Annotated in this window: 25 protein-coding genes and 2 tRNA genes; 17 read left to right on the top strand and 10 right to left on the bottom strand. The window is 72.6% G+C overall.

Annotation, left to right across the window (positions count from 1 at the left end):
- Positions 1 to 140: 140 nt before the first annotated feature.
- The 3 genes from ACZ607_RS30305 to ACZ607_RS30295 form a co-directional block, all read right to left on the bottom strand.
- Positions 141 to 1,625: a cellulose binding domain-containing protein gene (locus ACZ607_RS30305; protein ID WP_469739932.1), complete on the bottom strand. Its 1,485-nt coding sequence runs from the start codon at positions 1,623 to 1,625 to the stop codon at positions 141 to 143.
- Positions 1,626 to 1,755: 130 nt separating this feature from the next.
- The gene (locus ACZ607_RS30300) at positions 1,756 to 3,219 is read right to left on the bottom strand and encodes a sensor histidine kinase (protein ID WP_469739930.1); all 1,464 of its coding nucleotides are present in this window, start codon (positions 3,217 to 3,219) and stop codon (positions 1,756 to 1,758) included.
- Positions 3,216 to 3,920 carry a response regulator transcription factor gene (locus ACZ607_RS30295; protein WP_099172762.1) on the bottom strand — a complete coding sequence of 235 codons (705 nt, stop codon included), beginning with the start codon at positions 3,918 to 3,920 and terminating at the stop codon, positions 3,216 to 3,218. Before ACZ607_RS30295 ends, ACZ607_RS30300 begins: the two co-directional genes overlap by 4 nt.
- Positions 3,921 to 4,159: 239 nt before the next feature.
- On the opposite strand from ACZ607_RS30295, the gene ACZ607_RS30290 reads away from it, so the two are divergent.
- Complete coding sequence (locus ACZ607_RS30290; protein WP_469739927.1) at positions 4,160 to 4,714, top strand: hypothetical protein; 555 nt, start codon at positions 4,160 to 4,162, stop codon at positions 4,712 to 4,714.
- A 12-nt stretch (positions 4,715 to 4,726) separates the two neighbouring features.
- Here ACZ607_RS30290 and ACZ607_RS30285 read toward each other — a convergent pair whose 3' ends face one another.
- Both ACZ607_RS30285 and ACZ607_RS30280 read right to left on the bottom strand, forming a co-directional pair.
- A complete protein-coding gene (locus tag ACZ607_RS30285; RefSeq protein WP_469739926.1) occupies positions 4,727 to 5,614 on the bottom strand; it encodes a spermidine synthase in 888 nt (295 codons plus the stop codon).
- A gap of 88 nt (positions 5,615 to 5,702) precedes the next feature.
- On the bottom strand, positions 5,703 to 6,080 hold the full coding sequence (locus ACZ607_RS30280) for a hypothetical protein (RefSeq protein ID WP_469739924.1): 378 nt from the start codon (positions 6,078 to 6,080) through the stop codon (positions 5,703 to 5,705).
- A gap of 244 nt (positions 6,081 to 6,324) precedes the next feature.
- Here ACZ607_RS30280 and ACZ607_RS30275 point away from each other — a divergent pair, with 244 nt between their 5' ends.
- Positions 6,325 to 7,677 (top strand): tetratricopeptide repeat protein, encoded by a 1,353-nt coding sequence (locus ACZ607_RS30275; protein WP_469739923.1) that lies wholly within the window; start codon positions 6,325 to 6,327, stop codon positions 7,675 to 7,677.
- A gap of 72 nt (positions 7,678 to 7,749) precedes the next feature.
- Here the strand turns inward: ACZ607_RS30275 and ACZ607_RS30270 are convergent, their stop codons facing one another.
- Positions 7,750 to 8,346, bottom strand: coding sequence for a histidine phosphatase family protein (locus tag ACZ607_RS30270; RefSeq protein WP_469739921.1), 597 nt, complete (start codon positions 8,344 to 8,346; stop codon positions 7,750 to 7,752).
- 348 nt (positions 8,347 to 8,694) lie between these two features.
- On the opposite strand from ACZ607_RS30270, the gene ACZ607_RS30265 reads away from it, so the two are divergent.
- The 7 genes from ACZ607_RS30265 (at position 8,695) to ACZ607_RS30235 (ending at position 15,040) form a co-directional block, all read left to right on the top strand.
- A complete protein-coding gene (locus tag ACZ607_RS30265; protein ID WP_469739919.1) occupies positions 8,695 to 9,642 on the top strand; it encodes a phosphatase PAP2 family protein in 948 nt (315 codons plus the stop codon).
- Positions 9,539 to 10,723, top strand: coding sequence for a hypothetical protein (locus ACZ607_RS30260; protein WP_469739917.1), 1,185 nt, complete (start codon positions 9,539 to 9,541; stop codon positions 10,721 to 10,723). Before ACZ607_RS30265 ends, ACZ607_RS30260 begins: the two co-directional genes overlap by 104 nt.
- Positions 10,714 to 12,348, top strand: a complete 1,635-nt coding sequence (locus tag ACZ607_RS30255) for a hypothetical protein (RefSeq protein WP_469739915.1) — start codon at positions 10,714 to 10,716, stop codon at positions 12,346 to 12,348. The genes ACZ607_RS30260 and ACZ607_RS30255 overlap by 10 nt, the downstream gene beginning before the upstream one ends.
- A complete protein-coding gene (locus ACZ607_RS30250) occupies positions 12,345 to 13,679 on the top strand; it encodes an AAA domain-containing protein (RefSeq protein WP_469739913.1) in 1,335 nt (444 codons plus the stop codon). Before ACZ607_RS30255 ends, ACZ607_RS30250 begins: the two co-directional genes overlap by 4 nt.
- 73 nt (positions 13,680 to 13,752) lie before the next feature.
- Positions 13,753 to 14,094 (top strand): hypothetical protein, encoded by a 342-nt coding sequence (locus ACZ607_RS30245; RefSeq protein ID WP_403990118.1) that lies wholly within the window; start codon positions 13,753 to 13,755, stop codon positions 14,092 to 14,094.
- A 183-nt stretch (positions 14,095 to 14,277) separates the two neighbouring features.
- A complete protein-coding gene (locus ACZ607_RS30240) occupies positions 14,278 to 14,976 on the top strand; it encodes a bifunctional DNA primase/polymerase (protein ID WP_469739910.1) in 699 nt (232 codons plus the stop codon).
- A tRNA-Lys gene (locus ACZ607_RS30235) sits at positions 14,967 to 15,040 on the top strand. Before ACZ607_RS30240 ends, ACZ607_RS30235 begins: the two co-directional genes overlap by 10 nt.
- Positions 15,041 to 15,100: 60 nt before the next feature.
- On the opposite strand, the gene ACZ607_RS30230 is transcribed toward ACZ607_RS30235, so the two are convergent.
- Positions 15,101 to 16,342, bottom strand: coding sequence for a M6 family metalloprotease domain-containing protein (locus ACZ607_RS30230; protein WP_469739908.1), 1,242 nt, complete (start codon positions 16,340 to 16,342; stop codon positions 15,101 to 15,103).
- 434 nt (positions 16,343 to 16,776) lie between these two features.
- Between ACZ607_RS30230 and ACZ607_RS30225 the strand changes: the two genes are divergently transcribed.
- The gene (locus tag ACZ607_RS30225) at positions 16,777 to 18,618 is read left to right on the top strand and encodes a putative bifunctional diguanylate cyclase/phosphodiesterase (protein WP_469739905.1); all 1,842 of its coding nucleotides are present in this window, start codon (positions 16,777 to 16,779) and stop codon (positions 18,616 to 18,618) included.
- Positions 18,619 to 18,623: 5 nt separating this feature from the next.
- On the opposite strand, the gene ACZ607_RS30220 is transcribed toward ACZ607_RS30225, so the two are convergent.
- Together ACZ607_RS30220 and ACZ607_RS30215 are read right to left on the bottom strand one after the other, a co-directional pair.
- Positions 18,624 to 19,724: an LLM class flavin-dependent oxidoreductase gene (locus ACZ607_RS30220; protein ID WP_469739903.1), complete on the bottom strand. Its 1,101-nt coding sequence runs from the start codon at positions 19,722 to 19,724 to the stop codon at positions 18,624 to 18,626.
- Between the two features lie 89 nt (positions 19,725 to 19,813).
- Positions 19,814 to 20,578, bottom strand: coding sequence for a maleate cis-trans isomerase family protein (locus ACZ607_RS30215; protein ID WP_469739899.1), 765 nt, complete (start codon positions 20,576 to 20,578; stop codon positions 19,814 to 19,816).
- 183 nt (positions 20,579 to 20,761) lie between these two features.
- Between ACZ607_RS30215 and ACZ607_RS30210 the strand changes: the two genes are divergently transcribed.
- From ACZ607_RS30210 to ACZ607_RS30180, 7 genes are all read left to right on the top strand, one after another.
- Positions 20,762 to 21,721 carry a D-2-hydroxyacid dehydrogenase gene (locus ACZ607_RS30210; protein WP_469739897.1) on the top strand — a complete coding sequence of 320 codons (960 nt, stop codon included), beginning with the start codon at positions 20,762 to 20,764 and terminating at the stop codon, positions 21,719 to 21,721.
- Between the two features lie 239 nt (positions 21,722 to 21,960).
- A complete protein-coding gene (ehuB, locus tag ACZ607_RS30205) occupies positions 21,961 to 22,863 on the top strand; it encodes an ectoine/hydroxyectoine ABC transporter substrate-binding protein EhuB (RefSeq protein ID WP_469739895.1) in 903 nt (300 codons plus the stop codon).
- A gap of 19 nt (positions 22,864 to 22,882) precedes the next feature.
- A complete protein-coding gene (gene ehuC, locus ACZ607_RS30200) occupies positions 22,883 to 23,617 on the top strand; it encodes an ectoine/hydroxyectoine ABC transporter permease subunit EhuC (RefSeq protein ID WP_469739893.1) in 735 nt (244 codons plus the stop codon).
- Positions 23,614 to 24,258, top strand: coding sequence for an ectoine/hydroxyectoine ABC transporter permease subunit EhuD (gene ehuD, locus ACZ607_RS30195; protein WP_469739890.1), 645 nt, complete (start codon positions 23,614 to 23,616; stop codon positions 24,256 to 24,258). Before ehuC ends, ehuD begins: the two co-directional genes overlap by 4 nt.
- Positions 24,248 to 25,084 (top strand): ectoine/hydroxyectoine ABC transporter ATP-binding protein EhuA, encoded by an 837-nt coding sequence (gene ehuA, locus ACZ607_RS30190; protein ID WP_469739888.1) that lies wholly within the window; start codon positions 24,248 to 24,250, stop codon positions 25,082 to 25,084. The genes ehuD and ehuA overlap by 11 nt, the downstream gene beginning before the upstream one ends.
- A 177-nt stretch (positions 25,085 to 25,261) precedes the next feature.
- On the top strand, positions 25,262 to 26,020 hold the full coding sequence (locus tag ACZ607_RS30185; protein WP_469739886.1) for an IclR family transcriptional regulator: 759 nt from the start codon (positions 25,262 to 25,264) through the stop codon (positions 26,018 to 26,020).
- A gap of 194 nt (positions 26,021 to 26,214) precedes the next feature.
- Positions 26,215 to 26,288, top strand: a tRNA-Lys gene (locus tag ACZ607_RS30180).
- A 63-nt stretch (positions 26,289 to 26,351) separates the two neighbouring features.
- Here the strand turns inward: ACZ607_RS30180 and ACZ607_RS30175 are convergent.
- Positions 26,352 to 26,942: a lytic polysaccharide monooxygenase auxiliary activity family 9 protein gene (locus tag ACZ607_RS30175; RefSeq protein WP_099172784.1), complete on the bottom strand. Its 591-nt coding sequence runs from the start codon at positions 26,940 to 26,942 to the stop codon at positions 26,352 to 26,354.
- Positions 26,943 to 26,997: the final 55 nt, after the last annotated feature.

The following is a 26,997-nucleotide window of genomic DNA, read 5'->3' as shown; positions in this document are numbered from 1 at the left end:
GGCCGGATCAGGGAGCGGGGTCTGGTGCGTGCAGCTGCAAGGCGGAGGATTGAGGCAACGCGGAGCGTTGTTGATTGACGACAACGCCGCAGATGTGCATGCCAGACCCCGCGAGCCCGGCAAGATCCAAACGAGAGGCCCTACCCGAAGGCGCCGAACGCCTTGGTGAAGGCCAGCGGCTCCTGGAGGATCGAGCTGCAGGTCGCGTCCGCGGTCGGCTTCTCGCCGCCCGCGCACTGCACGTCCCGGGTGCCCGACCACATCGCCAGCCGGCCGATGCCCTTCTCCTGGGCGAACTTCACCAGTTGCGTGGCGTCCTCGACGGTGAAGATCTCGGTGGCGACGTCGTTCACCCCGATCATCGGGGTGACCGCGACGGCCTTCCAGGCCTCCGCGTCGGAGAGTCCGAGTACGCCCTTGATCTGGGCCTGGGTGGCGGTGGCCGCCTGGGTGGCGTAGTCGCCCATGTCCCCGCTGTACGAGGCCCCGTAGTCCATCGCCATGATGTTGACCGCGTCGGTCGTGACGCCGTTCTTCTTCGCGTCCGCGATCAGGTCCACGCCCGCCTGGGTCAGCCCCTCGGGCATCACGGGCAGCGTGAAGGACACGTCGAGCCCGGGGTGCGACTTCTGGAGCTGGGCGATGGCCTGCGAGCGGCGGGAGTTGGCGGCGGTGTCGGGCAGCGCCCCGCCCTCGATGTCGAAGTCGACCTTGGTCAGCTCGTACGTGTCGATGACCTTGCCGTACGCCGCGGCGAGCTCGTCGGCCGAGGAGCAGTGCAGCGCCAGCTCGGCACCGGCCGCGCCGCCGAAGGAGACGCGTACGTCGCCGCCCTCGGCCCGCAGCGCGCCGATCTGGGCGGCCACCTGGTCGTCGCCGAGCCCGGTGACCCCGCCCCAGAGGGGGGTGCAGCTGCCTCCCGAGGTGATGAACGCCAGGTTGAACTCCTTGACGCCCGTCGCGGACGCGGCGCCCAGGAGGTCGTAGGCGGGGTGGAGCGACGTGTCGACGTACGGGGCGAAGCCGGCCCCTCCGGCCGTGCCTCCGGGCGTCCCCGGGGCGCTCGTCGGCTCGGCCGTGGTGGTCGGCGCGGGGGTCACGTCCTCGGTCGGCGTCGACGTGGGTTCCGGGCTCGCCGTGGGCGTCGGGGTTCCGGTCGGGCGCCCGCTCGGCTCCGGGGTCGTGCCGCCGTCCGCGGAGCAGGCGGCGTCGTTGATCAGGCAGCCCTCCGGATCGGCGGCGGCCGACGCGGAGGTGGTGACGAAGCCGACCGTCACGGATCCGCCGGGGGCGATCTCCTTGTTCCAGCTCGCGGGCTTCACGGTGACGTGGTTGCCGCTGACGGTGTGCTCGCCGTTCCAGAGCGAGTCGATCTTCGTACCGGCGGGCAGGTCGAATTCGAGCGTCCAGCCCGACTGCGCGGTCCCGGTGTCGTTGGACACGACGTACTGCCCGGTGTAGCCGCCGGTCCAGGCGCTGGCCCTCGTGTACGTGGCGCCGACGGCCGCGGCCTGTGCCGTGCCGGTGAGCGCGAAGACCGTGCCGCCCACGACCGCCGCCGCGACGACCGCGCCGATCGCCTTCGTGCGGGTGCTCGTGGTGCGGCGGTGCGTACTGATGCCCATCGCGTGCCTGCCTCTGTCCTGCCGGGGGGTGATTGCGTCTGCACGCTAGCCGCCTCGATCCGGACAAACGGTGCTCATGGGACCCGAGTTGATGTTCTTAGGGTTCGCTTAAGGAGGGCATCGGTGCCGGTTAAAGATGGGGGCCGGAGCCCGGGGTGCCACGGAACTCTGCGTTCCGGCCCCTCACTCCGCGTGGTCCCCGCCTTCCGTTACGGCGTCCCACCCGGTGCCCCCGGCGCGCGCGCTCCGCCCGGCCCCCGTCCAGCCCTATCCAGATGCGCACCTCCGTGCCTCCCAGCACCGACCGGCCGATCCGCAGGTCACCACCGGTAGATTCGGCGACCCTGCGGACGATGTCGAGGCCGAGCCCGGTCGAACCGACCTCGCTCCCCGCGCCGTTGCGGCCGCTGGCGCCCCTGGCCAGGGCGGATTCCGGATCGGGTATGCCGGGCCCGGCGTCGGAGACCAGCACGATCACCGCGTCGCCGCTGTGGTGCACGTCGACGGCGAAGGCGGTGCCCTCCGGGGTGTGCCGGAAGACGTTGCCGAGCAACGCGTCCAGGGCGGCCGCCAGTTCGGGCCGTGCCACCGGGATCCGTACGGTGCGGTCCACGCCCGCCAGCCGGACGGTGCGCCCCTCGTCCTCGGCCAGCGCCGACCAGAACCCCATGCGCTCCCGGATGACCTCGGAGGCGTCGCACCCGGCGCCGGGGCCCGGCTGCCCGCCCTGGGTCTGCGGGCGCTGCTCCCGGGCCGTACGGATGATCGTGTCGACCTCGTGCTCCAGCTGCTCGACCGCGGCTCTGGTCTGCTCGGCGGCCGGGCCCTCGCCCAGCGAGGCGGCGTTGAGCCGGAGCACGGTCAGCGGGGTGCGCAGCCGGTGCGAGAGGTCGGCGGCCAGTTCGCGTTCGTTGGCCAGGAGTTGCACGACCTGGTCGGCCATGGAGTTGAAGGCGACCGCGGCGGAGCGCAGCTCGGTGGGGCCCTCCTCGGGCACCCGGGTGCCGAGCCGGCCCTCCCCCAGGTCCTGGGCGGCGCCGGCGAGCCGCTGCGCGGGCTGCACCATCCGTACGCCGAGCCGGTCGGCCACGGCCACCGAGCCGACGATCAGCGCGACGCCGACGCCGGCGAGCACCAGCCAGGCCGTGCCGACGCCGTTGGAGACCTCGTTCTCGGGCACGAACACCTCGACGACGGCGATGCCTCCGGAGCCGAGCGCGGTGGGCTGGAGCAGCGCGGAGCCGCCGGGCACCTCGGCGATGGAGGCGCGGCCCGACTTCCGTACGGTCTCCAGGTCCTGCCGGGTGGCGCGCCGCGTGCCGATCTCCAGGCGCTCACCGCCCTGTTCGGCGGCGGGGACGTGCACCGCGAGGCGCCCGCGGCCACCGGGTTCGGTGGACAGGACGGCCCGGGTCAGCTCCTCACGGTCGGTGGTGATGGTGAGGGTGGGGCCGATGGTGGCCGCCTGTCGTTCGGCGTCGGAGAAGGCGCGGTCGCGGGCCATCTCCTTGATGACGAGCCCGAGCGGGACGGCGAACGCGATCACGACCATGGCGGTGACGGCCAGGCAGACCTTGACCAGGGCCCATCTCATGCGGACGGCCCCGCGGCCGGCGGTTCGAGCTTCACGCCGACTCCGCGCAGGGTGTGCAGATAGCGCGGCCGGGCGGCCGTCTCGCCCAGTTTGCGGCGCAGCCAGGAGAGGTGGACGTCGATGGTCTGGTCGTCGCCGTAGGACTGCTTCCAGACCTCGGCCAGCAGTTCGCGGCGCGGGACGACGACGCCGGGGCGCCCGGCGAGGAAGGCCAGCAGGTCGAATTCGCGGCGGGTCAGGTCCAGTGCGGCGCCGTCCAGTTCGGCCTGGCGGCGCAGCGGGTCGATGGAGAGCCCGCCGACCTGGAGGACCCGCGGGGGCGGGGCCTGGGCTCCGGGGCCCCGGGTGCGGCGCAGGACGGCGGCCATGCGGGCGGAGAGGTGCTCCACCGAGAACGGCTTGGTCAGGTAGTCGTCGGCGCCGTCGTTGAGCAGCCTGACTATCTCGGCCTCGTTGTCCCGCGCGGTCGCGATGATCACGGGTACGTCGGTGATGGAGCGCAGCATCTTCAGCGCCTCGGCGCCGTCGAGGTCGGGCAGTCCGAGATCGAGGACGACGACGTCGAAGCGGAAGTGCGCGACCTCGCGCAGCGCTTCGAGGGCCGTGCCGACACTCCGTACGGTGTGCGAGGCCTCGGTCAGGTGCCGGATGAGGGCGGAACGTACGAACTGGTCGTCCTCGACCACGAGCACACTAGGCATGCGCCGCACCGTAGCCCATACGGAGGAGCGACCTCACCCGCGATGGAGAGTGGATCAGCGAGCGGCGTCCTGGGGCTTCGGATCCAAGGCGGAGGAAGGAGGCGACGCGGAGCGTCGTTGACTGACGACAACGCCGGAGGCGGAGTCGCAGGGCGCCGGGAGCCCGCTCGCCATCGCGGGTGAGGTCGTGGGGGTCCCCTCCAGGACAAGGCCGGGGCGGGTGGTGCAGGATGTGCCCGATGCAACGAGGACTCGTACACGCGATCGCGTGGTCGCTCGCCACGGGTGCGGCGGTCACCCTGTCGTGGTGGGGCGTGCACACGGTCATGTCGGGGACGGCGTACGACCCTCCGCGTGCCGTTCCCATCTCGGTGGGCGCGCGCGGCGGTCAGGCCACGAACGCACCGGTGTCGTCCTCGACGCATCGCGCGCTGCCCTCGCCCTCGCCGAGTCCCACCGCGTCCCGGACCACGGCGCCGCGGTCACCGAGCCCGTCCCGGAAGCCGTCCTCCCGCCCGCCGTCCGCGAGCCGGAGCCCGGCGAAGTCCTCGGCCCCCGCGCCCGCGTCGGGCGAGGTGAAGAGTTACCCGACGCGCGGCGGCAGGGTCGTCCTGGAGCTGGCGGACGCCTCGGCGAAGCTGGTCTCGGCGACACCCGAACCGGGCTGGTCGATGCAGGTGTGGACGAACCCGGAGTGGATCCGGGTGGACTTCAGCGACGGGGCGGGGGCGACGGTCTCCGTGTTCTGCACCTGGAACGGCCATCCGCCGGTCGTGGAGGTCGTGGACCAGTAGCCGGGACGGCCCTCAGGAGAAGGCGTCGGGCGGCGGGGCCGGTGAGGGTGTGGCGCCCGCGTCGGTGACGACGGCGGCGCCTCCCGTGAAGTCGGCGAGCGCGCGGCCCTGTTCGACGCGGCCGGGGTGGGGGTCGCTCGCGACCCGCCGGGTCAGGTCGGCGACCGCGATCGGCAGGTCGGAGGCGACCAGGACCGCGTTGCCGAAGCGGCGGCCCCGCCAGACGGTCGGATCGGCGGCCAGGGCCAGCTCGGGGAAGAGCGAGGCGGCCGTGGCGACCTGGCCGCGCAGGTGCGTGAGAGGCGGGCCGTCGGCGAGGTTGGCGGCGTACTGGCCGCCGGGCTTCAGCACCCGGCGCACCTCGGTGAGGAATTCGGCGGTGGTGAGGTGTGCGGGGGTACGGGCCCCGCCGAAGACATCGGCGATGACGAGGTCCGCCCAGCCGTCCTGGATCTTTCCGAGCCCGGCGCGGGCGTCCGCCGAGCGGACCCGTATCCGTGCCTGCGGGTCCAGGGGCAGCTCCCGCCGCACCAGTTGGACGAGGGGGCCGTCGATCTCCACGATCTGCTGGGTGGAGCGGGGGCGGCTCGCGGCGATGTAGCGGGCGAGCGTGAAGGCCCCGCCGCCGAGGTGCACCACCTGGAGGGGCCGGCCGGCGGGCGCGGCGAGATCGATGACATGGCCGAGTCTGCGCTGGTACTCGAACGAGAGGTACGAGGGATCGTCCAGGTCCACGTGCGACTGCGGGGCGCCGTCCAGCAGCAGTGTCCACGCGCGCGGGCGCTCACGGTCCGGCACGAGCTCGGCGAGGCCGCCGTCCACCGTCGCGGAGACGGGCTCCTGCCGGCGCTCGGACCGCTTGCGGTCGCTCGCGCCCCGGGCCGCTCCTCGACGTGCCACGCGCGCTCGTCCTCACTCACCGGTTCCGGCCGGTCACCTGGGTGGCCGGGCGGCGGCGGACCCTCCGCCCCACCTGGCCATTATGGCCTCAGCGGCAGTTGTCGGCCGCCTCGATGAGCCGGGCCGCCTGGTCGAGGGCGGCCCGGAGGACGGCCGGGTCGGTGACCGGCGTCTCGGCCACGGGCGGCAGCAGCCAGCCGCCTCCGATGCCGGGCGGCTCGGCGGGGATGCGCAGCCCACGGCCGTCCGTCCGTGTACAGGCGCTGCCGGGCACGTCCCACGCCTCCGCCGTGCCCGGGGGCACCAGGAAACCGAGGACGGCGCAGGCTCCGTCGTGCAGGACCGGGCCGACCGATTCGTCGTCCGATCCCCTGCGCAGGATGTCCACGGCCTCCAGGCCCTGACGTGCCGGGACGGTCACCAGGTCACACGGTGTGGTCTCCGGGCCCCTGTCCGTATGAGGCAAGGGAACCCCTCCTCTCGTCTCGACGAGACGGTGCCGCGCGCCGTCTCCACATGGACCAACGCGCCGACGGCGTCAAGGGCTACGGCGGCACGCCGCCGCAAAGGGTGGCAGTTCATGGCGGATCACGGGCGAGATGTCCGCTTTATTGCTAAACGCTGCGTGTGCGACTCGTCACAGCAGGTACGTTCTTGCTCCGCCGGGACACCGGAAGCAGGAGCCCGGCTGCACCAGAGAGGGCCCCGCCATGGTGTCGACACGGGCAGTTCCCAACCTCGTCTTCCGACGGCTGCGCGGACAGCGCTCCGCCGGGGAGTTCGCGGCCGCGGTCCGCAGGGCCGCGCGCGAGATCGGTGAACAGGTCGCGTGCGACGCCCGGTACATCGGACGCGTGGAGTCCGGCGAGATCCGCTGCCCCAACTACGCGTACGAACGGGTGTTCCTGCACATGTTCCCCGGGCTGAGCCTGGAGGACCTGGGCTTCTCGGCCCGCGAGAGCGTGCGCGGCCGGGGGGTCCGCACGGCATCCGTACCCCCGCCCACCGCGCCCCCCGCGCTCGACAGCGAGATCCACGAGGAGAGCGACGTGCTGCGTCGCGTGTTCATGACCAGCGGTACCGCCACGGTGGCAGCCGCGTCCCTGGGCCTGGGCGGCCGCGCCGCCGCGGGCCCGCTCGGCGTCCCCGCGCAGCGCCGGGTCGGCGAGGCCGAGGTGAGTGCCGTCGAGGAGGCGGTACGCCAGATCCGGCTGCTGGACGACCGGCACGGCGCGGACGGCCTCTACCGGCGCGCCTCCCAGCCGCTCCGCGCGGCGTACGCCCTGCTCGACTCCGGGACGGCGACGCGGCGCAGCACGGCGGACCGGCTGCACGCCGGAGCCGGTGAGCTGGCGATCTCGGTGGGCTGGCTGGCCCATGACTCGGGGCGCTTCGAGGACGCGCGCTCCCATTACGCGGAGGCGCTCGCGACGGCGCGGCTGGCGGGGGACGCCGCGCTGGAAGCGCACGCGTTCTGCAACGCGTCGTTCCTGGCCCGCGATACGGGGCGCGCCCGGGAGGCGGTGCGCGCGGCGGAGGCCGGACAGCGGGTGGCCCGGCCGCTCGGCTCGCCCCGGCTGATGGCCCTGCTGGCGCTGCGGGAGGCGGGGGCCAGGGCGTGGCTCGGGGACCGTACGGCGTGCGAGCAGGCGATCGGGCGGGCGAAGACGGCGTTCGAGCGCGGGCCGGGTGATGCGGACCCGGAGTGGATGACCTTCTTCCGGGAGGCGGAGCTGGAGCTGCTGGAGGCGCAGTGCTGGTCGGCGCTGGGCGACTGGCCGCGGGCGGCGCGGCACGGGCGGCGGGCGACCCGGCTGCAGGATCCGCACTTCACCCGGAACCTCGCGCTGTACCGCGCGCAGCTCGCGGGGGACCTGGCGCAGGCGGGCGCGGCCGACGAGGCCGCGGCGGCGGGTCACCAGGTGCTGGATCTGCTGGACCGGGTCCAGTCCTCCCGGATCCGCGGGATGCTGGCGAGCGCGGTGCGGGTGCTGCGGCCGCGGGGAGGCCCGGAGGTCACGTCCCTCCTGACCCGCTACGAGGAACTCCCCCCGACCCCCTGACCCCACCGACCGGCCGGTTCAAGCCCGGACGGGCTGGATGTGCCGACCTGAACGACCAGGCCAGGGGAAGCGCTACCGGTCCAGGTGCCCCGTGTCGTTCCACCGCTCCAGCGCAGGCATCCCGTACGCCCACCCCAGCACCGACAGCGACGTCGGCTCCAGCCGGATCCGCGCGGCGAACGACACGTCCTCCCCCAGCCACCGCGCCCCCAGCGCCCGCAGGATGTGCCCGTGCGCGAAGACCAGCACATCGCGGTCGGCGGACCGCGCCCACTCGACGACCTCGTCCGCCCGGGCCGCCAGTGAGGCGAGGCTCTCGCCCCCGGGGACCCCGTCGCGCCAGATGAGCCAGTCCGGCCGGTCCGCCTTGATCTGCGCCGGGGTCAGGCCCTCGTAATCCCCGTAGTCCCACTCCATCAGCGCGTCCCACGGCTCGGCCCGCTCACCGAACCCGGCGATCGCGCAGGTCTCCGAGGCCCGCACGAGCGGACTGGTCCGGACCTCGACGCCGGGCAGGCCGCCCCAGGGCTCCCGGTGCAGCCGTTCGCCGAGGAGCTTGGCGCCCTGCCGGCCGGTGTCGAGGAGGGGGATGTCGGTCCTGCCGGTGTGATTGCCCTGGACGGACCACTGCGTCTGGCCGTGCCGGGCGAGCAGGATTCGCGGTGCCATGACGGCTCTCCCTGAAAATACGAAGATCCGAAGATCCGGGGACCCTAGGATCTGGTGGGTCCGGGACGGCGGTGTCCGGGACGGCGACGGGGCGGCGGACGCGGGCGACCGGCCGGGGACCGGTGCGGGCACGGGCCCCGCTCCATCATCTCCCACCCGCTCCACGGGCAACCTGCGGGGCGCCGTGGGCGTCCCTCCCCTCGCACGACCGGCGCCTGCCCGGCGCCCTCCCGGTCCGCACGACCAGGGATGTCCGCGTGGGACGGCCCCCAAGGGGAATCAGGGCATACGACCACCGTACGGTTGAACGCCCGCCGTCGACCGAATGAACATGGGGAGAGCTGCCGGATGCCGCACGCCACCGCCGCGACACCGTCCTCCGGTCACCGGCCCCGCTGGTGGACGGAGCTCCCGCTGATCGCGGTGGTGTACGGGCTGTACTCGATGGGCCGGCTGCTCGTCCACGAGAACATACCCGCGGCCGTGGACAACGGCCTCGCGATCCTCCGCCTGGAGAAGGCGCTGCACCTCAACGCCGAGCACCCGCTGAACCGCCTGCTGACCGCCCACGCCTCCCTCGGCATACCCGCCGACTTCGCGTACGCCTCGCTGCACTACCTGGTCACCCCGGCCGTCCTCGTCTGGATCTTCCGGCGCCGTTCCGCCGCCTACCGTGCGGCCCGTACCTGGCTGATGACCTCCACCCTCCTGGGCCTCGTCGGCTTCACGCTGATGCCGACCTGTCCGCCCCGGCTCCTCGACGCCCACCACGGTTTCGTCGACACGATGGCGCAGTACAGCGCGTACGGGTGGTGGGGCGCCGGCGCGAGCGCCCCGCGCGGGCTCAGCGGGATGACCAACCAGTACGCGGCGATGCCGAGCCTGCACGTCGGCTGGGCGGTGTGGTGCGGTGTCCTGCTGTGGCGCCACGGCCGTCACCCGCTCGTCCGGACGGCCGGCGTCGTCTATCCGCTGGTCACCGTGTTCGTCGTGATGGGCACGGCGAACCACTATTTCCTCGACGCCGTGGCCGGGGCCGCCGTGATGGCCGTCGGCGCGCTGCTGACCAGGCCGTTCATGCGGCTCGCGGACCTCGTCAAGGACCGGGTGAGGGCGGTGTTCGTCCAGGCGCCCGCATCCCGTACCCCCACGAGATCCACGATTGTCAGTGACGGATGCAAGACTTCCGCGGGTGAGCGAATACCCGGCCGGCGGACCGCCTCCGCAGATTCCAGCGACGCGCGCGCCCTCTCCGCAGCCGAAGCCAGCGACGACGCTCCGGCAGCGGCTCGCTGAGCTGCGCGGCCCCGCCGTCGCGCCGCATCCGCTCGACGCACGCGCGCTGGCCGCGCTCGCCGCGAACCCGGGATGCAAGCGGCGCGCCCTGCTCGACGGCGCGGGTGTCGACAAGGCCGTGCTGGCCACCGCGCTCGGTTCCCCCGCCGCGTTCGGCCAGTCGCAGTTCGCGTTCGTCCGGGGCAACGCCTTCGAGGCGAAGGTCAAGGCCGACGGCGGCACGGAGCTGCTGCGCCTCCTCGTCGAGCGGCTCGGCGGCGACACCGAGGCACCGGTCGCGGCCACGGTCCCCGATCTGACGGCGGCAGGCCCCGAGGGCCGCGCCGCGCGTACGGCGCTGGCGCTGCGCGAGGCCACGGCGGCGGGCGGCTGGGCGCTGCTCGACCACCCGATGCTCGCCCTGGAGGTCGCGGGCTCCCCCGCCTATCTGGAGCCCGACGCCGTGGTGGTGCACCCCGACGGCACCTGGACGGTCGTCGAGATCAAGTCCTTCCCCATGATCGACAGCTCGGCGGACGCCGCGAAGGTCGGTGCGGCGGCCCGCCAGTCCGCCGTCTACGTCCTGGCGCTGGAGCGGGTCGCCGCGAAGACCGAGGGCGCCGAGGTCGCGCACCGGGTCCTGCTGGTCTGCCCGAAGGACTTCTCCAACCTGCCGACCGCATCGATCGTGGACGTCCGCAAGCAGCGCGCCGTCACCAGCCGCCAGCTGACCAGGCTGACCCGGGTCGAGGACATCGCGGCCGCCCTGCCCGAGGGCACCACCTTCGACCCCGGCTGCTCCCCCGAGGAGCTGGGCACCGCCGTCGAGGCGGTCCCCGCCGCATACGCCCCCGAGTGCCTCGCCGCGTGCGAGCTGGCTTTCCACTGCCGGGCCAAGGCCCGCGCCGAGGGCGCGGTGGAGTCGCTGGGCCGGAGTGTGCGGGGTGAGCTCGGCGGCCTGACGACGGTCGCCGGGGTGCTGGCCGCCGCGGCCGGCAAGGAGGGCGACCCGGACGACCCGACGGTGGCGGCGCTGCGCAGGGCCGCCGCTCTGCGCGCCGAGGCCCTGGCCGGGGTGGAGGGCGGCGTCCCGTGTCGCTGATCAGCACCCTCGCCCGGCTGGAGGCGGTCGACAGCGGGCGGGCCCAGCCGCTGGCCACCGTCCGCCACCGGCATCTGACCGACCGGCCGCTCGTGGTGGTGCCGCTGACGACCGCCGGCGAAGCCGGCGCCCCGCTGGGCGCGCTCGTGGGCACGGACCGTGCGGCTCCCCGGCTGCTGGCCGTGGCCCAGCCGCGCGACCGCGATCTGCGGTTCGCGTTCCTCGCCGAGCTGGCCGAGGCGGTGCTGCCGCACATCGAGGCGTACGCCGATGTGGTCGAGCCGGCCGAGCGCGCGGAGACCGATCCGGAGACCGGCAAGAAGGTGAAGGTCGAGGTCGAGCTGTGCGCGGACGCGGCGCAGCTGATCGTGCCCAGCAGGGCGGGCCTCGACTTCGTACGGCTGCTCGGGCGGTCCATGCGGTTCCGGCGCACGGCCGAGGACGACCCGGACACGCCCTACCCGGCTCCCGCTCGGGTGCCGCTGCTGGGCCGCTGGCTGACGCACTACGGGGAGCGGGCCAGGGTGCCGGGCTCCTCGCTGCTGCTCGCGGCGACGGATCTGCTGAACCGCCACTGGGCCACGGGGCAGAGCAGCCTGGAGGACCAGCATCTCGGCGCGCTGCTCGCCTGGGTCGATCCGCCGGCCGGTGAGTCCGGGGCGGAGGCGGCGCTGCGGGCGGAGCTGCAGCGGAACGACGCGGGACAGCTGCTCTGCCCTCCGGCCGGTCCGGCGACGGATCCGGCGTTCGACAACCGGCTGCTGGCGCCCGCGATCGAGCGGTACGACCGCGCGCGCACGGCGCTGGCCGCGGCGGAGGACGGCATCGACGCGGACACCCGGCTCGGCGAGCTGAGCGCCGCGGAGCAGGAGATCAGGTCACTCCTCGCGGGGGTGATGCTCCCGACCTGGGACGCCGTGTGGCGGGGGCTCGATCTGCTGCGGGAGCTGCCGGAGGGGTCCAGGGCCGAGGACCGCTGGACCAGGGACCGCTGGTCGTTCACCGCGCACCGGGACCGGGTGCGGGCGGGCGAGCCCCCGCAGCCCCGCCGGGACGACGCGGTGACGGCGGCGCAGAAGCTGGCCTCGCGGGAGACGGCCCAGGCGCAGCTGGACGCCCAGGAGGCGCTCGACGATCCGCTGGTGCTGGCGGGGCGCCGGCTGGCGGGGGAGGCGTTCGTCGGGGAGGTGACGGAGGTCGAGATGGCGTACAGCGAGTCGAAGCGGCCCTCGCCGCGTCCCCTGGTGACGGTGCGGACCGGCGAGCGCCCGCATCTCGGTGAGCGCACCAAGGTGTACCGCTCGCTGGGCGGCAAGCCGCAGACGGCGGAGTTCGTCGGGTACGCCGCCGAGGCCGCCGGGCCCACCGACGAGCCGGGGAGCCCGGTCGATCTGGTCCTGCGGATCACGGACCGGATGGGCCGGAGCAAGGAGCCGGCGCCGGGATCGGTGCCGGAGCCCGGTGACCGGATCGCCTGGACCCTGTTCGAGCACGACCAGCGGGGCGGTCCGAAGCTGCCCGACCCGGAGGACACCCCGTGGACCCACGGCGGCCCGCCGGGCGCCGACCGCTCCACCGGACCCGCCGAGCAGCCCGACCCCGTGACCGCGGAGGACCTCCTGTGACAGCCGTTCTCGACCCGGGTGCCGCGGCGGCGCGGGCGACCGACGCGATCCTCGGCGACACCCTGCGCGGCACGGCGCGCGGCGTCGTCGTGGACTCCCCGCCGGGCGCGGGGAAGTCGACGCTGGTGGTGCGGGCCGCGCTGGAGCTGGCGGCGGCGGGGCGCCCGCTGATGGTGGTCGCGCAGACCAACGCCCAGGTCGACGACCTGGTGGTGCGGCTGGCCGAGAAGGCCCCGGAGCTGCCGTTGGGCCGGCTGCACAGCAGCGACTCCGATCCGTACGACAAGGTCCTGGACGGCCTGGACAACGTACGGAAGTCCGCGAAGGCGGCGGACCTGGCGGGGCTGGACATCGTCATCTCCACGGCGGCGAAGTGGGGCCACGTGAAGAACGTGGAGCCGTGGGGGCACGCGATCGTCGACGAGGCGTACCAGATGCGGTCGGACGCCCTGCTGGCGGTGGCGGGGCTGTTCGAGCGGGCGCTGTTCGTCGGGGATCCCGGCCAGCTGGACCCGTTCTCGATCGTGGGCGCCGACCAGTGGGCGGGCCTGTCGTACGACCCGTCGGCGAGCGCCGTGTCGACGCTGCTCGCGCACAATCCGGAGCTGCCCCAGCACCGGCTGCCGGTGTCGTGGCGGCTCCCCGCGTCGGCGGCGCCGCTGGTCTCGGACGCCTTCTACCCGTACACACCGTTCCGCAGCGGTACGGGCCACGGGGACCGGCGGCTGTCGTTCGGCGTGTCCTCGGACGGGTCGGGCCCCGACCGGGTGCTGGACGAGGCGGCGGAGTCCGGCTGGGGGCTGCTGGAGCTCCCGGCCCGGCACACCCCGCGCACGGACCCGGAGGCGGTCCGCGCGGTGGCCCTGGTGGTGCGCAGGCTGCTGGACCGGGGCGGCGCCGCAACGAGCGAGCGCGGCCCGGACCCGGTCCCGGTGACGGCGGAGCGGGTCGCGGTCGGCACGGCCCACCGCGACCAGGCCGCGGCGGTGCGGGCGGCGCTCGCGGAGCTGGGGGTGACGGGTGTGGCGGTGGACACGGCGAACCGGCTCCAGGGCCGCGAGTTCGACGTGACGGTGGTCCTGCACCCGCTGTCGGGCCGGCCGGACGCCACGGCGTTCCATCTGGAGACGGGCCGGCTGTGCGTCCTGGCCTCCCGGCACCGTCACGCGTGCGTGGTGGTGTGCCGTGCGGGGGTGGCCGACCTGCTGGACGAGCACCCGTCGACGGAGCCGGTGCAGCTGGGCGTGACGGTGAAGTTCCCCGACGGCTGGGAGGCGAACCACGCGGTCCTGGCGCATCTCGCCGAGCACCGCGTGCATTGGACGCCCTGATCCTGGGCAGCGCTCTTGCGCGGAGCTGGACAATGGAAGGTGGCCGTCCGGCCGTCCGAGGAAGGAACACCACATGGCACAACCCGAGCGGAACGAGCGGCAGAGGCTGCGCCCCGCGCCGCTGCTCTTCGAGCCGTCGGAGGCGGCAGCCGATCCGGAGCACTTCTTCGACCTGGAGTCGATGGAGGACCCGAAGGAGCTGCTGGCCCGCGCGACGGAGCTGACGCTCGCCTTCCGGGCGGCGACCGACCGGGCCGTGGAGTTCCAGGCCGTGGCCGCCGCCCAGCTCGCCGATCCGCGCCGGTTCGACCGGCTCACGGCCGCGGACATAGCCGAGCGCGCGGAGTGGACCGAGGACTACGCCAAGAAGATGATCGAGTTCGGCCGGTCCCTGCTGAACGACCCCGCGCCCTGATCCGGGTCCTCGCGAAGACCCCCGCGCCCTGACCTCGCCGGGCCCCCTCACCGCACGACCGTCCGTCACCGCGGGTACACCCGTGGCATATGCCGTCGGGCAAGATACTCTGCCGGGGCCCGCCCTGTCCGGCTTTCTGCAACTCTGGGGAACAGCAGCGTCACGCCCGGTAGACATGACGTCATGAGCGCATGGCTGAATGACGAAACGACCCTGCGGACCGCCGCCACCCCGCACCGCGGGGTCGACATCTTCGCCCTGCTGCGGGACCGCGCCGACCACCGGGCCGACGACAGGGCCGCTCAGGTCACGGCGTCCGGCGCCGCCTGGCTGGCGGGCGCGACGCCCTACCCCCGCAGCACGCTCTCGCAGTGGGAGGCGCACCCCGCCTCCCCCGGCGTGCTCCCGTGCGGCTCCGCCTTCGACGTCGTGAGCGTGCCCGCGCTCTTCGGCAGGCGCATGCTGGAACGCCTCTGGGCGGAGGGTCCGGGGTCGGGCCCGGTCGCCACGCACCGGGGGCGGATGCTGCTGTTCGCCTCCCCGGGCACGGCTCAGCGGCTGCCGTCCCTGCTGGCGTGGGAGGAGTGGGGCACGGGCTCCGCCGACGGCGCCCGGGGCCACCAGGGCACCCTGCCCCCGGTGCTCTGTCACGGCACCGGGGACGCGGTCACGGTCCCGCCCCTGACCGGCGGCGGGGGCGCCGGCGGCCCCCGCTGGATGGTCGCTCCCGACACCCGCAACCCGTGGCTCCCGGGCCCGGACGTGCTGCTGTGGGCCTGTGTGCGGGTGGGCAGGTCGGCGGCCCCGTCGACCACCGGATATTCGATTTTTCCTCCCGCCGATCCGGGTGCTAATGTCTACGACGTCAGCAGGCGCCGTTAGCTCAGTTGGTTAGAGCAGCTGACTCTTAATCAGCGGGTCCGGGGTTCGAGTCCCTGACGGCGCACAGACAGTGGAAGCCCCCTCGTGGAAGCGAGGGGGCTTCTTCGTGTGCCGCCGGCGCGGGTCAGGTCCCGGTGGTGACCCGGACCGTCCAGGCGCCTGACCTGGTCCGGTCGGCGACGTCGATGCGGACGCGTTCGCCGGGCACGGTGTAGCGCTCGCCCTCCCGGAGCGGGGCGTCCGCGAGCGGCGGGTAGACCGACCGGTCCCAGCAGGCGTCGGAGTCGGGGTGGGTGTCCAGCACCTCGACGGGCCCACCGCCGGACGGCGTCGCGTTGCGGATGCGGTAGACGAGCACGCCCTCGGTGCACGTCGTCCGGTCGTTGCCCGTGGCGCTGCGGGCCTCGATGGCCAGCGCGCTGTCCGGCCCGGTCCTGATGACCGCGAGCCGGGTCCCGACGGACCCGCCGGGCACGGGCACCTCGGCCATGGGCTCCAGGGTGAGGTCGGCGGCGCCCTGCACGCACACGACCTCCTTGCCGCCGAGCCAGCCCAGCTTCCACTTGTGCCAGCCGAACAGGTCCGGCGAGAGTCCGAACTGGCTGCCCATCACGTCCCAGTCGCCGACGTACGTGTCCCAGTCGCCCTTCCCGTCGTCGGGGCGGTGGTAGAGGTCCGCCAGGTCGAAGACGTGCCCGGTCTCGTGCGCGAGGACGTTGCGGTCCGGTGGGTGCTCCTCGAAGACCGTGACCACGCGCCTGATGTCCGAGCCGTCGGCGCGTACGGGGCGGTCGAAGTTGACGACCTTGGTGGCGTCGGAGTCGACACCGGGGGCGTCCGGGTCGGCGACGAGATAGACGATGTCGTACGCCGAGAAGTCGGTCTGTTCGTCGGCCGCCTTGATCGCGTCGCGGAGGTAGGCGCTGCGGCGCTCGGAGCCCCAGTCGCGCTGTATGCCGTACCAGGTGGAGGGGTGGGGCATCGCGGTCCATCCCCGCTGCGGGTGGGCGCGCAGGGTGAACTTGCCGTACGAGGCGCGCTGGAAGAAGCGGGTGGTGGAGGGGAAGTAGTCGGCGGCGAGAACCCGGGGGGAGACGACGGGCTCGGAGTCGGGGAACGACAGGAAGACCATGACCGCGTCGAGGTGCCGGTCGGGGCGCGGGTAGGCGCCGTTCCAGGTGTCGAGGCCGAGGGAGTGGTGCGCCCCGGTCCGGGGCAGGGCGCAGGGTCCCGCGTCGCGCGTGGCCGCCACGGCGGGCCCGGCGACGAGCCCGGTGGCGGCGAGCGCCACCAGCGAGGTGAGAGCGGCCGCCGCACTGCGCAGTCTCGGCCTCTCCCGTCCCCCGGGTCTGCGCTGACGCGGCACATCTACCTCCGGGTGGCGAATGCGGGACTTCCCCCTCACCCTGTGCCGATTCGCGGGCGTACGCCCTGTTGTGCTGCCCCACACGGGTCAGCACACGGATCAGCGGAGGCGGGGTGATCACCAGGAGACCGATGACCACCCTCACGGACAGTCACAATCGCTCACCCGGCCATTCGAATCAACCAGATCAGCACAATAATGATCATCTGCGGTCAAAACACATACGGGCGTGAGGCGCGGGAGAGGCGCGGCGCGGACGTGGGCCATGCGCGTGCCGCGGGTCCGAAACGACGGGCGCGCTGGAACGGCCGAGGCGCCACCCTCTATGCTTCACCTCGTTTTCCTGCGTGGTTCCCGCCTCCGGCGCGACGCTCCACTCCACGCACCTGGCCGGCCATACCTGTTCACGACAATCTGCACAGCGGGAGCGAGCGGTGAGCGGAACCTCCGAAGGGCCGGTGCCCCGGGCGGGCACGGTCCCCGGCGCCGGGCCGCCGAAGGTCACGCGGAGTGATCATCCGGGTTCGGGACTCTCCGAGCTGCGCGACTACCGCGCCGCGTTCGCGGCATCCGCCCTCCCCATGGCCGTCGTCGACGACCGCGGCCAGATCGTCAGGCCGAACGACGCGCTGGGCGGACTGTTCGGCACCGACCCGGCGTCGCTGACCGGGCGGCCCGCGGCCGACCTCGTGGACCTCAGCTCGGACGCGCCCACCTGGCGGGCGTACAACGAGGTGCTGCGCGGCGCCCGCCCCCGGCTCCGGTGCACCCGGCGGCTCAAGCACGCCGACGGCAGGCCGCTGTGGGCCGAGGTCACCGTCGTACCGATGGGTGATCCGTCCTCAGGAGCGGGCCGGGTGCTGCTGTCCGTCGCCGATGTCAGTGACCGGCGGGAGCTGCGGGAGCGGCTGCGCCATCTGCGGATACACGACCCGGTGACCCGGCTGCCCAACCGCACGCTGTTCCTCGAACGGCTCGCGGGCGTGCTGGAGACCCCGCCGGCCCAGGACGGGGCGCCGCCGCCCCCGCCCGCCCGGATCGGCCTCTGCTACCTGGACATCGACGGGTTCAAGGCGGTCAACGACACCCTGGGACACCGCACCGGAGACCGGCTGCTCGCCGCCGTCGCCGGACGGCTCACCGACTGCGCCGAGGCCGACGGGCAGCGCACCGGCGGACATCTGGTGGCGCGCCTCGGCGGCGACGAGTTCGCGATCCTCGTCGAGGACTCCACGGGCACCCGCCAACTCACCGACCTCGCCCGCTCGGTGCTCGCCGCCCTCCAGCGGCCCTTCGAGGTGTCGGGGCACCGGCTGTCGGTCTCCGCGTCGATCGGTGTGGTCGAGCGTCCCTCGGCCGGCACGTCGGCCACCGCCCTGATGCAGGCCGCGGACACCACGCTGTACTGGGCGAAGGCCGACGGCCGGGCCCGCTGGACCCTCTTCGACCCGGAGCGCAACGCCCACCGGATGACCCGGCAGGCGCTCTCCTCCACGCTCCGCCCGGCCGTGGAACGCGGGGAGTTCACGCTGGAGTACCAGCCGCTGGTCGGCATGGCGGACGAGGTCGTACGGGGTGTGGAGGCCCTGGTCCGGTGGAATCACCCGCGCTTCGGGCTGCTGGGGCCGAGCCGGTTCGTCCCGATCGCCGAGGAGGACGGCACGATCGTCCAGCTCGGCCGGTGGGTGCTGCGGACGGCCTGCCGCCAGGCCCGCCGCTGGCAGCTGGAACACCCGGACGATCCGCCGCTGTTCATCAGCGTCAACGTCGCCGTACGCCAGGTCCGGGACTCCGACCTGATCGACGATGTGGCGGAGATCCTCGCCGAGACCGGTCTCGCACCCGGGCTGCTGCAACTGGAGCTGACCGAGTCGGCGGTGATGGGCTCGTCGGGCAGGCCGCTGCGGGTGCTCCAGGCGCTGAGCGACATGGGGGTCCGCATCGCGATCGACGACTTCGGCACCGGCTACTCCAACCTCGCCTATCTGAGCAGGCTGCCGGTGTCCGTGCTGAAGCTGGACGGCTCCTTCGTACGCGGATTCCGTTACGAGGACGGAGCGCACCCCAGCCCGGCCGACGAGACGATCGTGGAGGCCATGGTGCAGCTGGCGCACCGCCTGGGCCTGACGGTCACCGCGGAGTGCGTGGAGACGTCGGGCCAGGCGGAGCGGCTGCGCCGGATCGGCTGCGACACCGGTCAGGGGTGGCTGTACTCCCGGGCGGTGGCCCCGGAGCGGATCGCCGAGCTGATCGGTGCCCGGCCGCCGGAGGGCTGAGCGGGTCAGCCGAGGGAGGGCAGCCCGTAGGCGTCCGCGATGAGTTCGTAGCTGCGCAGCCGGGCCTCGCCGCCGTGGGCGTTGGCCGTGATCATCAGCTCGTCCGCGCCGGTGCGCTTGGCCAGGTCGTCCAGTCCGGTGCGGACCTCGTCCGCCGTGCCGTGGACGATGTCCTTCAGCCAGCCGTCGACGAACTCCCGCTCCATGGGGCTGAACTCGTACGCCTCCGCCTCCTCCGGGCTCGGCACGAGGCCGGGGCGTCCGGTGCGCAGCCGGACCATGGACAGCGCGCCGGTGAGCACCTGCCGCCTGGCCTCGCGCTCGTCGTCGGCGGCCAGCGCCGCGACCCCGATGAGGGCGTAGGGGGCGTCCAGGACCGCGGACGGCTTGAAGGACTCCCGGTACAGGTCGAGGGCGGGCACGGTGTTGCGGGCCGAGAAGTGGTGGGCGAAGGCGAAGGGCAGGCCGAGGACACCCGCCAGCCGGGCGCTGAAGCCGGAGGAGCCCAGCAGCCAGACCGGCGGGCGGGAGGGCGACTGCACACCGCCGGGCGAGGTGGCCTGGACCGGCCCGGGTACGGCATGGATACGGGCGTAGGGGTGCCCGTCCGGGAAGTCGTCGTCCAGGAAACGGGTCAGCTCCGCCAACTGCTGCGGGAAGTCGTCGGCCCCCTCGTTGAGCCGGTCCGTACGCCGCAGGGCCGCCGCCGTGGCGCCGTCCGTGCCGGGGGCGCGCCCGAGGCCGAGGTCGACACGGCCGGGGGCCATCGCCTCCAGGGTGCCGAACTGCTCGGCGATCACCAGCGGCGCGTGGTTGGGCAGCATCACGCCGCCGGAGCCGAGCCGGATGCGCTCGGTGTGGGCGGCCAGGTGCGCGAGGATCACGGCCGGGGACGAGGAGGCCACTCCGGGCATGGAGTGGTGCTCGGCGACCCAGTAGCGGTGGAAGCCGCGGCTCTCGGCGAGCTTCGCGATGTCGACGCTGGTGCGCAGCGCCTGGGTCGCGGTGCGGCCCTGGCCCACGGTCACCAGGTCCAGCACGGACAGGGGCACGGAGGCCGTCCCGCCCGCTGTGCCGCGAATCTCGTCGCCTCGGTTCTCGTCCACGTGTTCGGCCTCTCCGGTGCTACGCCTGTGTACCGGAGGGTGCCAACAGGAGGATGGCTCCGCTTATTCCCCCGCCCGCGGGGGAGCCCCTACTCCCGGACCTCGATGCCCCGGGGCTCGGCGGCGCCCAACGGGGGCTCACGGGTGGCGAACAGGGTGCCGAGCGTGGGGGCCCAGATCCGGCGTTCGGACAGCCGGAGGCCTTCCCAGACCGCCACCTGGTTGGCGGTGAGGACCGGCTTGCCCACCAGTTCCTCCAGCTCGGGGACGTACGCGGCGGTGTGCAGGGCGTTGTCGGGGAGCAGGATCACCTCGGCGTCGGGATGGTCCCCGGCCACGGTCAGCTCCTTCACCAGCTCCGGGTCGGCGGCGGCCGACTCGGACGCCTTGATGATGCCGCTGCCCCGGGTGGCGGCGACCTCCACGCCCCCGGACGCCAGGAAGCCGGCGAAGAGCGCGGCGACGTCCTCGGAGTAGGTCGCGGCGACCGCGACCCGGGAGGCGCCCAGCTCGCGCACCGCCTGGACGAAGGCGATGGAGGTGCTGGAGGCGGGGAGCCCGGCGGACCTGGCGAGTTCCGCGGCCTGGCTGTGGGCACCGTCCCAGCCGTAGGCGAAGCTGCCGCCCGAACAGGCCCAGACCAGCGATTCGGCGCCGGCCATCCGCAGTTCCTCGACGCCTGCGCCGAGGCGTTCCGGTGTGCCCGCCGCGCGGAGGTTCTCGGTCCTGCGGGCGTCCTCGTCGATGTCGGTGTGGAACAGCGGCAGTCTGATGTCGCTGTCGAGCATGACCTCGATCCGCGGGAAGTCGTCCTCCGCGGCGTGGCCCGGGTAGAGAAGTCCTACGGTCGTCATGTCCACCCTTCCGTTCCGTCCGGATGTCCTGCCGTCGTTCGCCCTCCGTTGCCCCTGCCTGGGACAAGTATTCCCCTTTTCACCCCGTGCCGCCGCCCGTAACGGGCCTGACCAGCGGTTTCCTCTGCGGGGCGGAGGTGCTGTTGACGGGCGTGTTCCCCGGTGCGAACGTGGTCATTCCTGATGACCGCTCCCGTGATCCTCGTCCTGGACACCGACCCGTCACCGCGCCTGGGCCGGCTGACCGGCCGGGCCGTCGTCCGGTACGCCGACGAGCGGACGCTGCCCGGCCTGCTGCCCGACGCGGACGTCCTCCTCGTCTGGGACTTCACCTCGGACGCCGTGCGCGCGGCCTGGCCCGGCGACGGACCGCGCCCCCGCTGGGTACACACCGCGAGCGCCGGGGTCGACCGGCTGCTCTGCCCCGAGCTGGCCGCCTCCCCCACCGTCGTCACCAACGCCCGGGGCGTCTTCGAGCTGCCGATCGCCGAGTACGTCGCGGGCCTGGTGCTCGCCTTCGCGAAGGACCTCCCCCGCACCCTGGAGCTCCAGCGGGAGCGCCGGTGGCGGCACCGGGAGACCCGGGACCTCGCCGGCACCCGTGCCGTGGTCGTCGGCGCGGGCCCCATCGGCCGGGAGATCATGCGGCTGCTGCACGCCCTCGGCGTCCAGGTGGCGCTCGTCGGCCGTACGGCCCGGCGCACGATCCACGGCGTCGAGGACCTGGGCCGGCTGGCGGCCGGCGCGGACTGGGTGATCTCCGCGGCGCCGCTGACGGACGGGACGCGCGGGATGTTCGACGCCCGCTTCTTCGGGCTGCTCCAGCCCTCCGCCCACTTCATCAACGTGGGGCGCGGCCCGCTGACCGTCGAGGAGGACCTGGCCGAGGCGCTGGGCAACCACTGGATCGCGGGGGCCGCGCTCGACGTGTTCCAGGAGGAGCCGCTCGGTCCGTCCAGCCCCCTCTGGGACGTGCCCGGTCTGCTGGTCTCCCCGCACATGAGCGGGGACACGGCGGGCTGGCGGGACCGGCTGGGCGAGCAGTTCGTCTCGATGTACGAGGGCTGGGCCGCCGGTGAGCCGCTCCCCAACGTGGTGGACCTACGGCGTGGTTACGTCCCTTCCACGGACATCTCGTCCTGAGCCCGGGACGCCCCGCCCCGAGGGCCGGAGATGACGCGCACTCATGAACGCGCGTACGGACGGGAACACACCCCGCACACCCCCAGTCGCCCTCCGCCCATGACGAGACACGGGAAGGTCACCCTCCGGCCACTGTTCGATTACATGGCAGCGCTTCCTGCATAGACGTCCGGGATCGGGCAGGTGGTCACTCTGTCCGGACTGTTCGACACCCCGATTTCTCCAGGAGATTGCGAACCATGGCTGACTTCCCTCACCTGTCCCGTCGGGGCTTCCTCAATCGATCTGCCGCTGTGGGAGGTCTGCTCGTCGTCCCCGGCCTGCTCTCCGCGTGCAGCAAGACGGACGCCGGATCCGCGAACGGTGAGGGCGCGCTCGACAAGTTGCGCAAGCAGGGCTTCGTCCGGGTCGCGTACGCCAACGAGGCCCCGTACGGCTACATGGAGGGCAAGTCGCTCAAGGGTGAGGCCCCCGCCCTGCACGCGGAGATATTCAAGGCGCTCGGCGTCGACGAGCTGAAGCCCACCCTCTCGGAGTGGGACGGCCTCATCCCCGGTCTTCAGGCGGGCAAGTACGACGTGGTCAGCGCCGGCATGGCCATCACCGCCGAGCGCTGCGCCAACGCCATCTTCTCGGAGCCGGAGTTCATCTCCCCCACCGCGCTGATGGTGAAGAAGGGCAACCCGAAGAAGCTCACCGACCTGGCGTCCGCGAAGGCGGCCGGGATCACCGTCGGTGTGATGTCCGGGGCGGTCGAGGCCTCGTACGCCAAGGGCGCGGGCATCGACGAGGGGAAGATCAAGACGCTCCAGAAGCCGCAGGACGGCGCGGACGCCGTCAAGGGCGGCCGGATCGACGCCTTCCTGCTGACCGGCATCTCGCTGCGCTGGCTGGCCAAGACCAACCCGGAGACCGAGGTCACCGAGGCGTTCGTCCCCGAGCTGGACGGCGTGAAGCAGTTCTCCCCGGGCGGCGCGGTGTTCCGCAAGGGCAACGAGGACCTGCGGGACTCCTTCAACCGCGAGCTGAAGAAGATCGTCTCGGACAAGTCCCGCTACGTGGAACTCCTCCAGCCGTACGGCTTCGGCGCCACGGAGATCCCCCCGGCCACGCTCAAGACGGCCGACCTGTGCAAGGGCTGACGAGGACGGACCCCACTGTATGAGTGACTTCCTCTCCATACTCGGCGAAGAGTTCCCGCAGGTCAGATCGGGCCTGTGGGTGACGCTGGAGGCGACGGTCCTGGGCTCGCTGGTCGCCCTGCTGCTGTCGTTCGTCCTCGGCCTGGCGGCCGGCAGCAAGCTGCTGCTGGTGCGCGGGGTCTCGCGGACCGTCGTGGAGTTCTTCCGCGGCACCTCGCTCTACATCCAGCTGTTCTGGCTCTACTACGCGATGCCGCCGCTGACCGGCTACGAACTGACCCCGCTGGTCTGCGGGATCGTGGCGTTCGGCCTGAACTACGGGGCGTACGGCTCCGAGATCGTGCGCGGCGCGATCAACTCCGTGCCCCGCGCCCAGTACGAGGCGGCCGTCGCGCTGAACATGACGCCCTTCCACCGCATGCGGAAGGTGATCATGCCGCAGGCCTGGGTGCAGATGATCCCGTCCTTCACCAACCTGCTGATCCAGCTGCTGAAGTGCACGCCCCTGCTCTGGCTGCTCTCCGCCGCCGACCTCATGACCGCGATCGAGCACGTCCGCAGCCGCAGCGGTGAGACGCTCACCACCTATCTGCTGCTGCTGGCCGTCTACTTCGTCCTGGCGTACGCGCTGACGCTGCTGATGAACATGCTGGAACGCACCGCCAAGCGGAAGCTCGGACTGCACACCGGTGCGGGCAGCCTGCTGAAGACACGGACGGCGGAAGCCGCCGCCACAGCGGGAGGTGCCCGGTGAACCAGTCGTTCCAGTGGGATGCCGTCGGGGAAGCCTTTCCCCTGCTGCTCCAAGGATTCAGGGTCACCCTGCTCGCCACCGTGCTCGGCACGCTCGTCGCGGCGGTGCTCGGCCTGGCGGTCGCGGTGGCGGGCCGTGCGCCCTCCCGGTTCGTGAGCGTGCCGGTGAAGGCGCTGACGGAGTTCGTCCGCTCCACCCCGCTGCTGGTGCAGCTGGTGGGCGCGGCCGCCGTCTTCCGCTCCGTGGAGCCGCTGACCATCGGCATCGTGGTGCTGGGCATCCACTACGCCGCGTACACCTCCGAGGTCTACCGGGCCGGGATCGACGGGGTCCCGAAGGGGCAGTGGGAGGCCTGCCGGGCGCTCTCGATGTCGCCGCGGCGGACCTGGCAGGCCGTGATCCTGCCGCAGGCGGTGCGCAACGTGCTGCCCGCTCTCGGCAACTACGCGATCTCGATGTTCAAGGAGACCCCCTTCCTCGCCGTGATCACGGTGCAGGAAATGGTCTTCGAAGCCCGGAAGTACGGAGCCGACCACTTCGTCTACACCGAGGTGTTCACGCTCGCCGGACTCATCTTCCTGGTCGCGAGCTACCCCACCTCCCTGCTCATGAGAAAGCTGGAGAAGCGCCTTGGCCACTGAACCCGCCCCCCTTGAGAAGGAACCCGTGGACGCGGCTCCGGAACCCCCGGTGACAGGTGTCGAGCCGCTGGTCCGCTTCGACAAGGTCGTCAAGCGGTACGGCGACCATGTGGTCCTGGACGAGCTGGACTTCACCGTGCGGCGCGGCGAACACGTCACGCTGATCGGGCCGAGCGGCTCGGGCAAGACCACGATCCTGCGGCTGCTGATGACGCTGGAGAAGGTCAGCGACGGCGTGATCTGGGTGGACGGCTCACCCCTCTCCCACGTACGGACGGCGTCCGGCGCGCTGAAGCCGGCGGGCGAGAAGGAGCTGCGGGAGTCCCGGAAGAAGATCGGGATGGTCTTCCAGCAGTTCAATCTCTTCCCGAACATGAAGGTGCTCCAGAACATCACCGAGGCACCGGTCAACGTCCTGGGGCTGGACCGCGACGAGGCGGAGTCCCGGGCCAGGGAACTGCTCGAACTGGTCGGGCTCTCCGGGAAGATCGACGCCCATCCCTCCCAGCTCTCCGGCGGCCAGCAGCAACGCGTCGCCATCGCCCGGGCGCTGGCGATGCGGCCCGAGATCCTGCTGCTCGACGAGGTGACGTCGGCGCTCGACCCGGAGCTGGTGGCGGGCGTCCTGGACCTCCTCTGCGACATCGCGCGGAACACGAACATCACCATGCTCTGCGTGACCCATGAGATGAACTTCGCCCGGGACGTCTCGGAAAAGGTCCTGATGTTCGACGCGGGACGGGTCGTGGAGTCCGGTTCACCGGAAAAAATATTCACGGACCCCGAGCACGAACGCACGCGCGAATTCCTCAACGCGGTGCTGTGACCTTGCCTTTGGCATGTTGCTCATGACCTCGGCATATGCCGGAAGGGTGCGCCCCGGCCGACGCGGCCGGGGCGCACCGTCGACTCCGTCAACAGCCCCTCCCCATCCGCCGCTTGGCGACTATCGTGGGTCTTGAGCTTGCGGTCACACCTGGCAGATGCCCTATGAGGGGGAACCGTGGCGTTGAAGCCCGAGCCGAAGGCACCGTTCCATTCGGTGCAGTACGCCCTGCGGGTGCTCGAATCCGTGTCCACCCACGGCAGCGGGGTCACCGAGGCACGGCTCTCCCGCGAGACGGGGCTGCCGGCCGGGCATCTCACACCCCTGCTGCTGACCCTGCGCCGCGAGGGGTACGTCGAGCAGATCGCCGACGGCGCGTACGTCATCGGCTCCTCGCTCCTGGAGCTCGGCTCCGGCGTCGCCCGCAGGCGGGCCCTGGAGGCGAAGCTCCAGCAGACGCTGGTGCAGCTGAGGGACTCGGTCGGCGCGGCCGTCTACGTCAGTCGTTACGTCGACGGGGAGATCCGGGTCACACAGGTGGCCGACGGGCCCCGCACGCCCGCCGTGAACGAGTGGGTGGACTTCCGCTCGGCGGCGCACGCCAGCGCGATCGGTAAGTGCCTGCTGACGCAGCTCGACCAGAACGGCCGGCGCGATCATCTGGCCCGGCACCGGATCGCCCGGCTGACATCGCGGACGATCACGAGCGAGAAGGTGCTCTTCTCGAAGCTGGACAGCCAGCCGGCGACGGTCCCGATGCTCGACCTCCAGGAGTACGCCGTGGGCACGGTCTGCGCGGCCGTTCCGCTGACGGCGGGCTCGTCCGCCGGATGCCTGGCCCTGTCGTTGCCGATCGAGCACGCGCACCGGCTGCGGGCCGCGGCCGCCACGCTGAACCGGCGCGCGGCACCGGTCCTGCTGTCGCTGGCCCTGTGAGCCCCGGGCCGTAGCCCCTCCCCTGTGGGATGCGCCACGCGAATGGTGGCGCACGGGCCTCGCTCGGTATACATATACGGGTGCGGGCCCGCAGGTCAGGGGCGGGTCCGCACGGTTCGACGCGTCCCGCGGCCCCGCCGCGGGCACGTGTCATCAGCACCCCTGGGGACCAGGTATTATTTTCGAGTCAGCAGGCGCCGTTAGCTCAGTTGGTTAGAGCAGCTGACTCTTAATCAGCGGGTCCGGGGTTCGAGTCCCTGACGGCGCACAGACACCACAGTGGGCGGTCTCCTTCCGGGAGGCCGCCCACTGTGCGTTGCGCCGTGCGGGATCAGAACTTCACGTCGGAGCACGCGTAGAACGCGTTACTGGTGTCCGCGACGTTCCAGACGGCCAGGATGATGTGCTTCCCGGTCTTCTGGGTGGGCATGGTGCCCTGGTGGGTCAGGGTCGCCGGAGGCTGCTGGTTGCCGTACGGCACGGTCATGAACGGCTGCGACTCCAGCGCCGCTCTGGTCAGCGGCTTGGTGGAGTCCCAGCCGTTCTTGGTGATGTAGTAGCGGAAGTCGCTCGTGGAGTGCCGGGCGGTGAACTGCCAGCGGAAGCTGTAGCCCTGCCCCGCGGTGACCTGGGTGGCGGGCCAGTTGCCGCCGCGCGGGTCGTCGAGCTGAGCGAATCCGCTGTTTCCGCCGGCACAGATCTTGCCGTCCGCCGGTCCTGCCGCCGGGAAGCCCTTGGGCCCCTCGACGCTCTGCGGCTCCCACTGGATGTTGCCGCAGCCGGTGACGGTGCCGTTGGCGCAGAGCTTCTGCCGGCTGATGGGTGAGTCCGTGTAGCCGTGACTGCTGGCGCTGCTGGTCGCGAACATCGAGACGCCCGCTATCGCCAGGCCGATGACGGCCGCGCTTGCCCTTTTCCGCATGCTGTGTCGCTCCTCGAGAACGTGGGGGATGTTCTGGGGATGATCCGAGCTGTCG

This window comes from Streptomyces sp. NPDC104381 (genome assembly GCF_055583745.1).
This window is presented reverse-complemented; position numbering and strand designations above follow the sequence as displayed.

Bases quoted from the DNA above. Each gene is read 5' to 3' on its own strand.
- ACZ607_RS30300 (WP_469739930.1), bottom strand. From the start codon at position 3,219: ATGAGATGGGCCCTGGTCAAGGTCTGCCTGGCCGTCACCGCCATGGTC.
- ACZ607_RS30215 (WP_469739899.1), bottom strand. From the start codon at position 20,578: ATGACGACCGTAGGACTTCTCTACCCGGGCCACGCCGCGGAGGACGAC.
- ACZ607_RS30210 (WP_469739897.1), top strand. From the start codon at position 20,762: ATGACCGCTCCCGTGATCCTCGTCCTGGACACCGACCCGTCACCGCGC.
- ACZ607_RS30305 (WP_469739932.1), bottom strand. From the start codon at position 1,625: ATGGGCATCAGTACGCACCGCCGCACCACGAGCACCCGCACGAAGGCG.
- ehuB (WP_469739895.1), top strand. From the start codon at position 21,961: ATGGCTGACTTCCCTCACCTGTCCCGTCGGGGCTTCCTCAATCGATCT.
- ACZ607_RS30270 (WP_469739921.1), bottom strand. From the start codon at position 8,346: ATGGCACCGCGAATCCTGCTCGCCCGGCACGGCCAGACGCAGTGGTCC.
- ACZ607_RS30175 (WP_099172784.1), bottom strand. From the start codon at position 26,942: ATGCGGAAAAGGGCAAGCGCGGCCGTCATCGGCCTGGCGATAGCGGGC.
- ACZ607_RS30265 (WP_469739919.1), top strand. From the start codon at position 8,695: ATGCCGCACGCCACCGCCGCGACACCGTCCTCCGGTCACCGGCCCCGC.
- ACZ607_RS30290 (WP_469739927.1), top strand. From the start codon at position 4,160: ATGCAACGAGGACTCGTACACGCGATCGCGTGGTCGCTCGCCACGGGT.
- ACZ607_RS30240 (WP_469739910.1), top strand. From the start codon at position 14,278: ATGAGCGCATGGCTGAATGACGAAACGACCCTGCGGACCGCCGCCACC.
- ACZ607_RS30275 (WP_469739923.1), top strand. From the start codon at position 6,325: ATGGTGTCGACACGGGCAGTTCCCAACCTCGTCTTCCGACGGCTGCGC.
- ehuC (WP_469739893.1), top strand. From the start codon at position 22,883: ATGAGTGACTTCCTCTCCATACTCGGCGAAGAGTTCCCGCAGGTCAGA.
- ACZ607_RS30245 (WP_403990118.1), top strand. From the start codon at position 13,753: ATGGCACAACCCGAGCGGAACGAGCGGCAGAGGCTGCGCCCCGCGCCG.
- ACZ607_RS30295 (WP_099172762.1), bottom strand. From the start codon at position 3,920: ATGCCTAGTGTGCTCGTGGTCGAGGACGACCAGTTCGTACGTTCCGCC.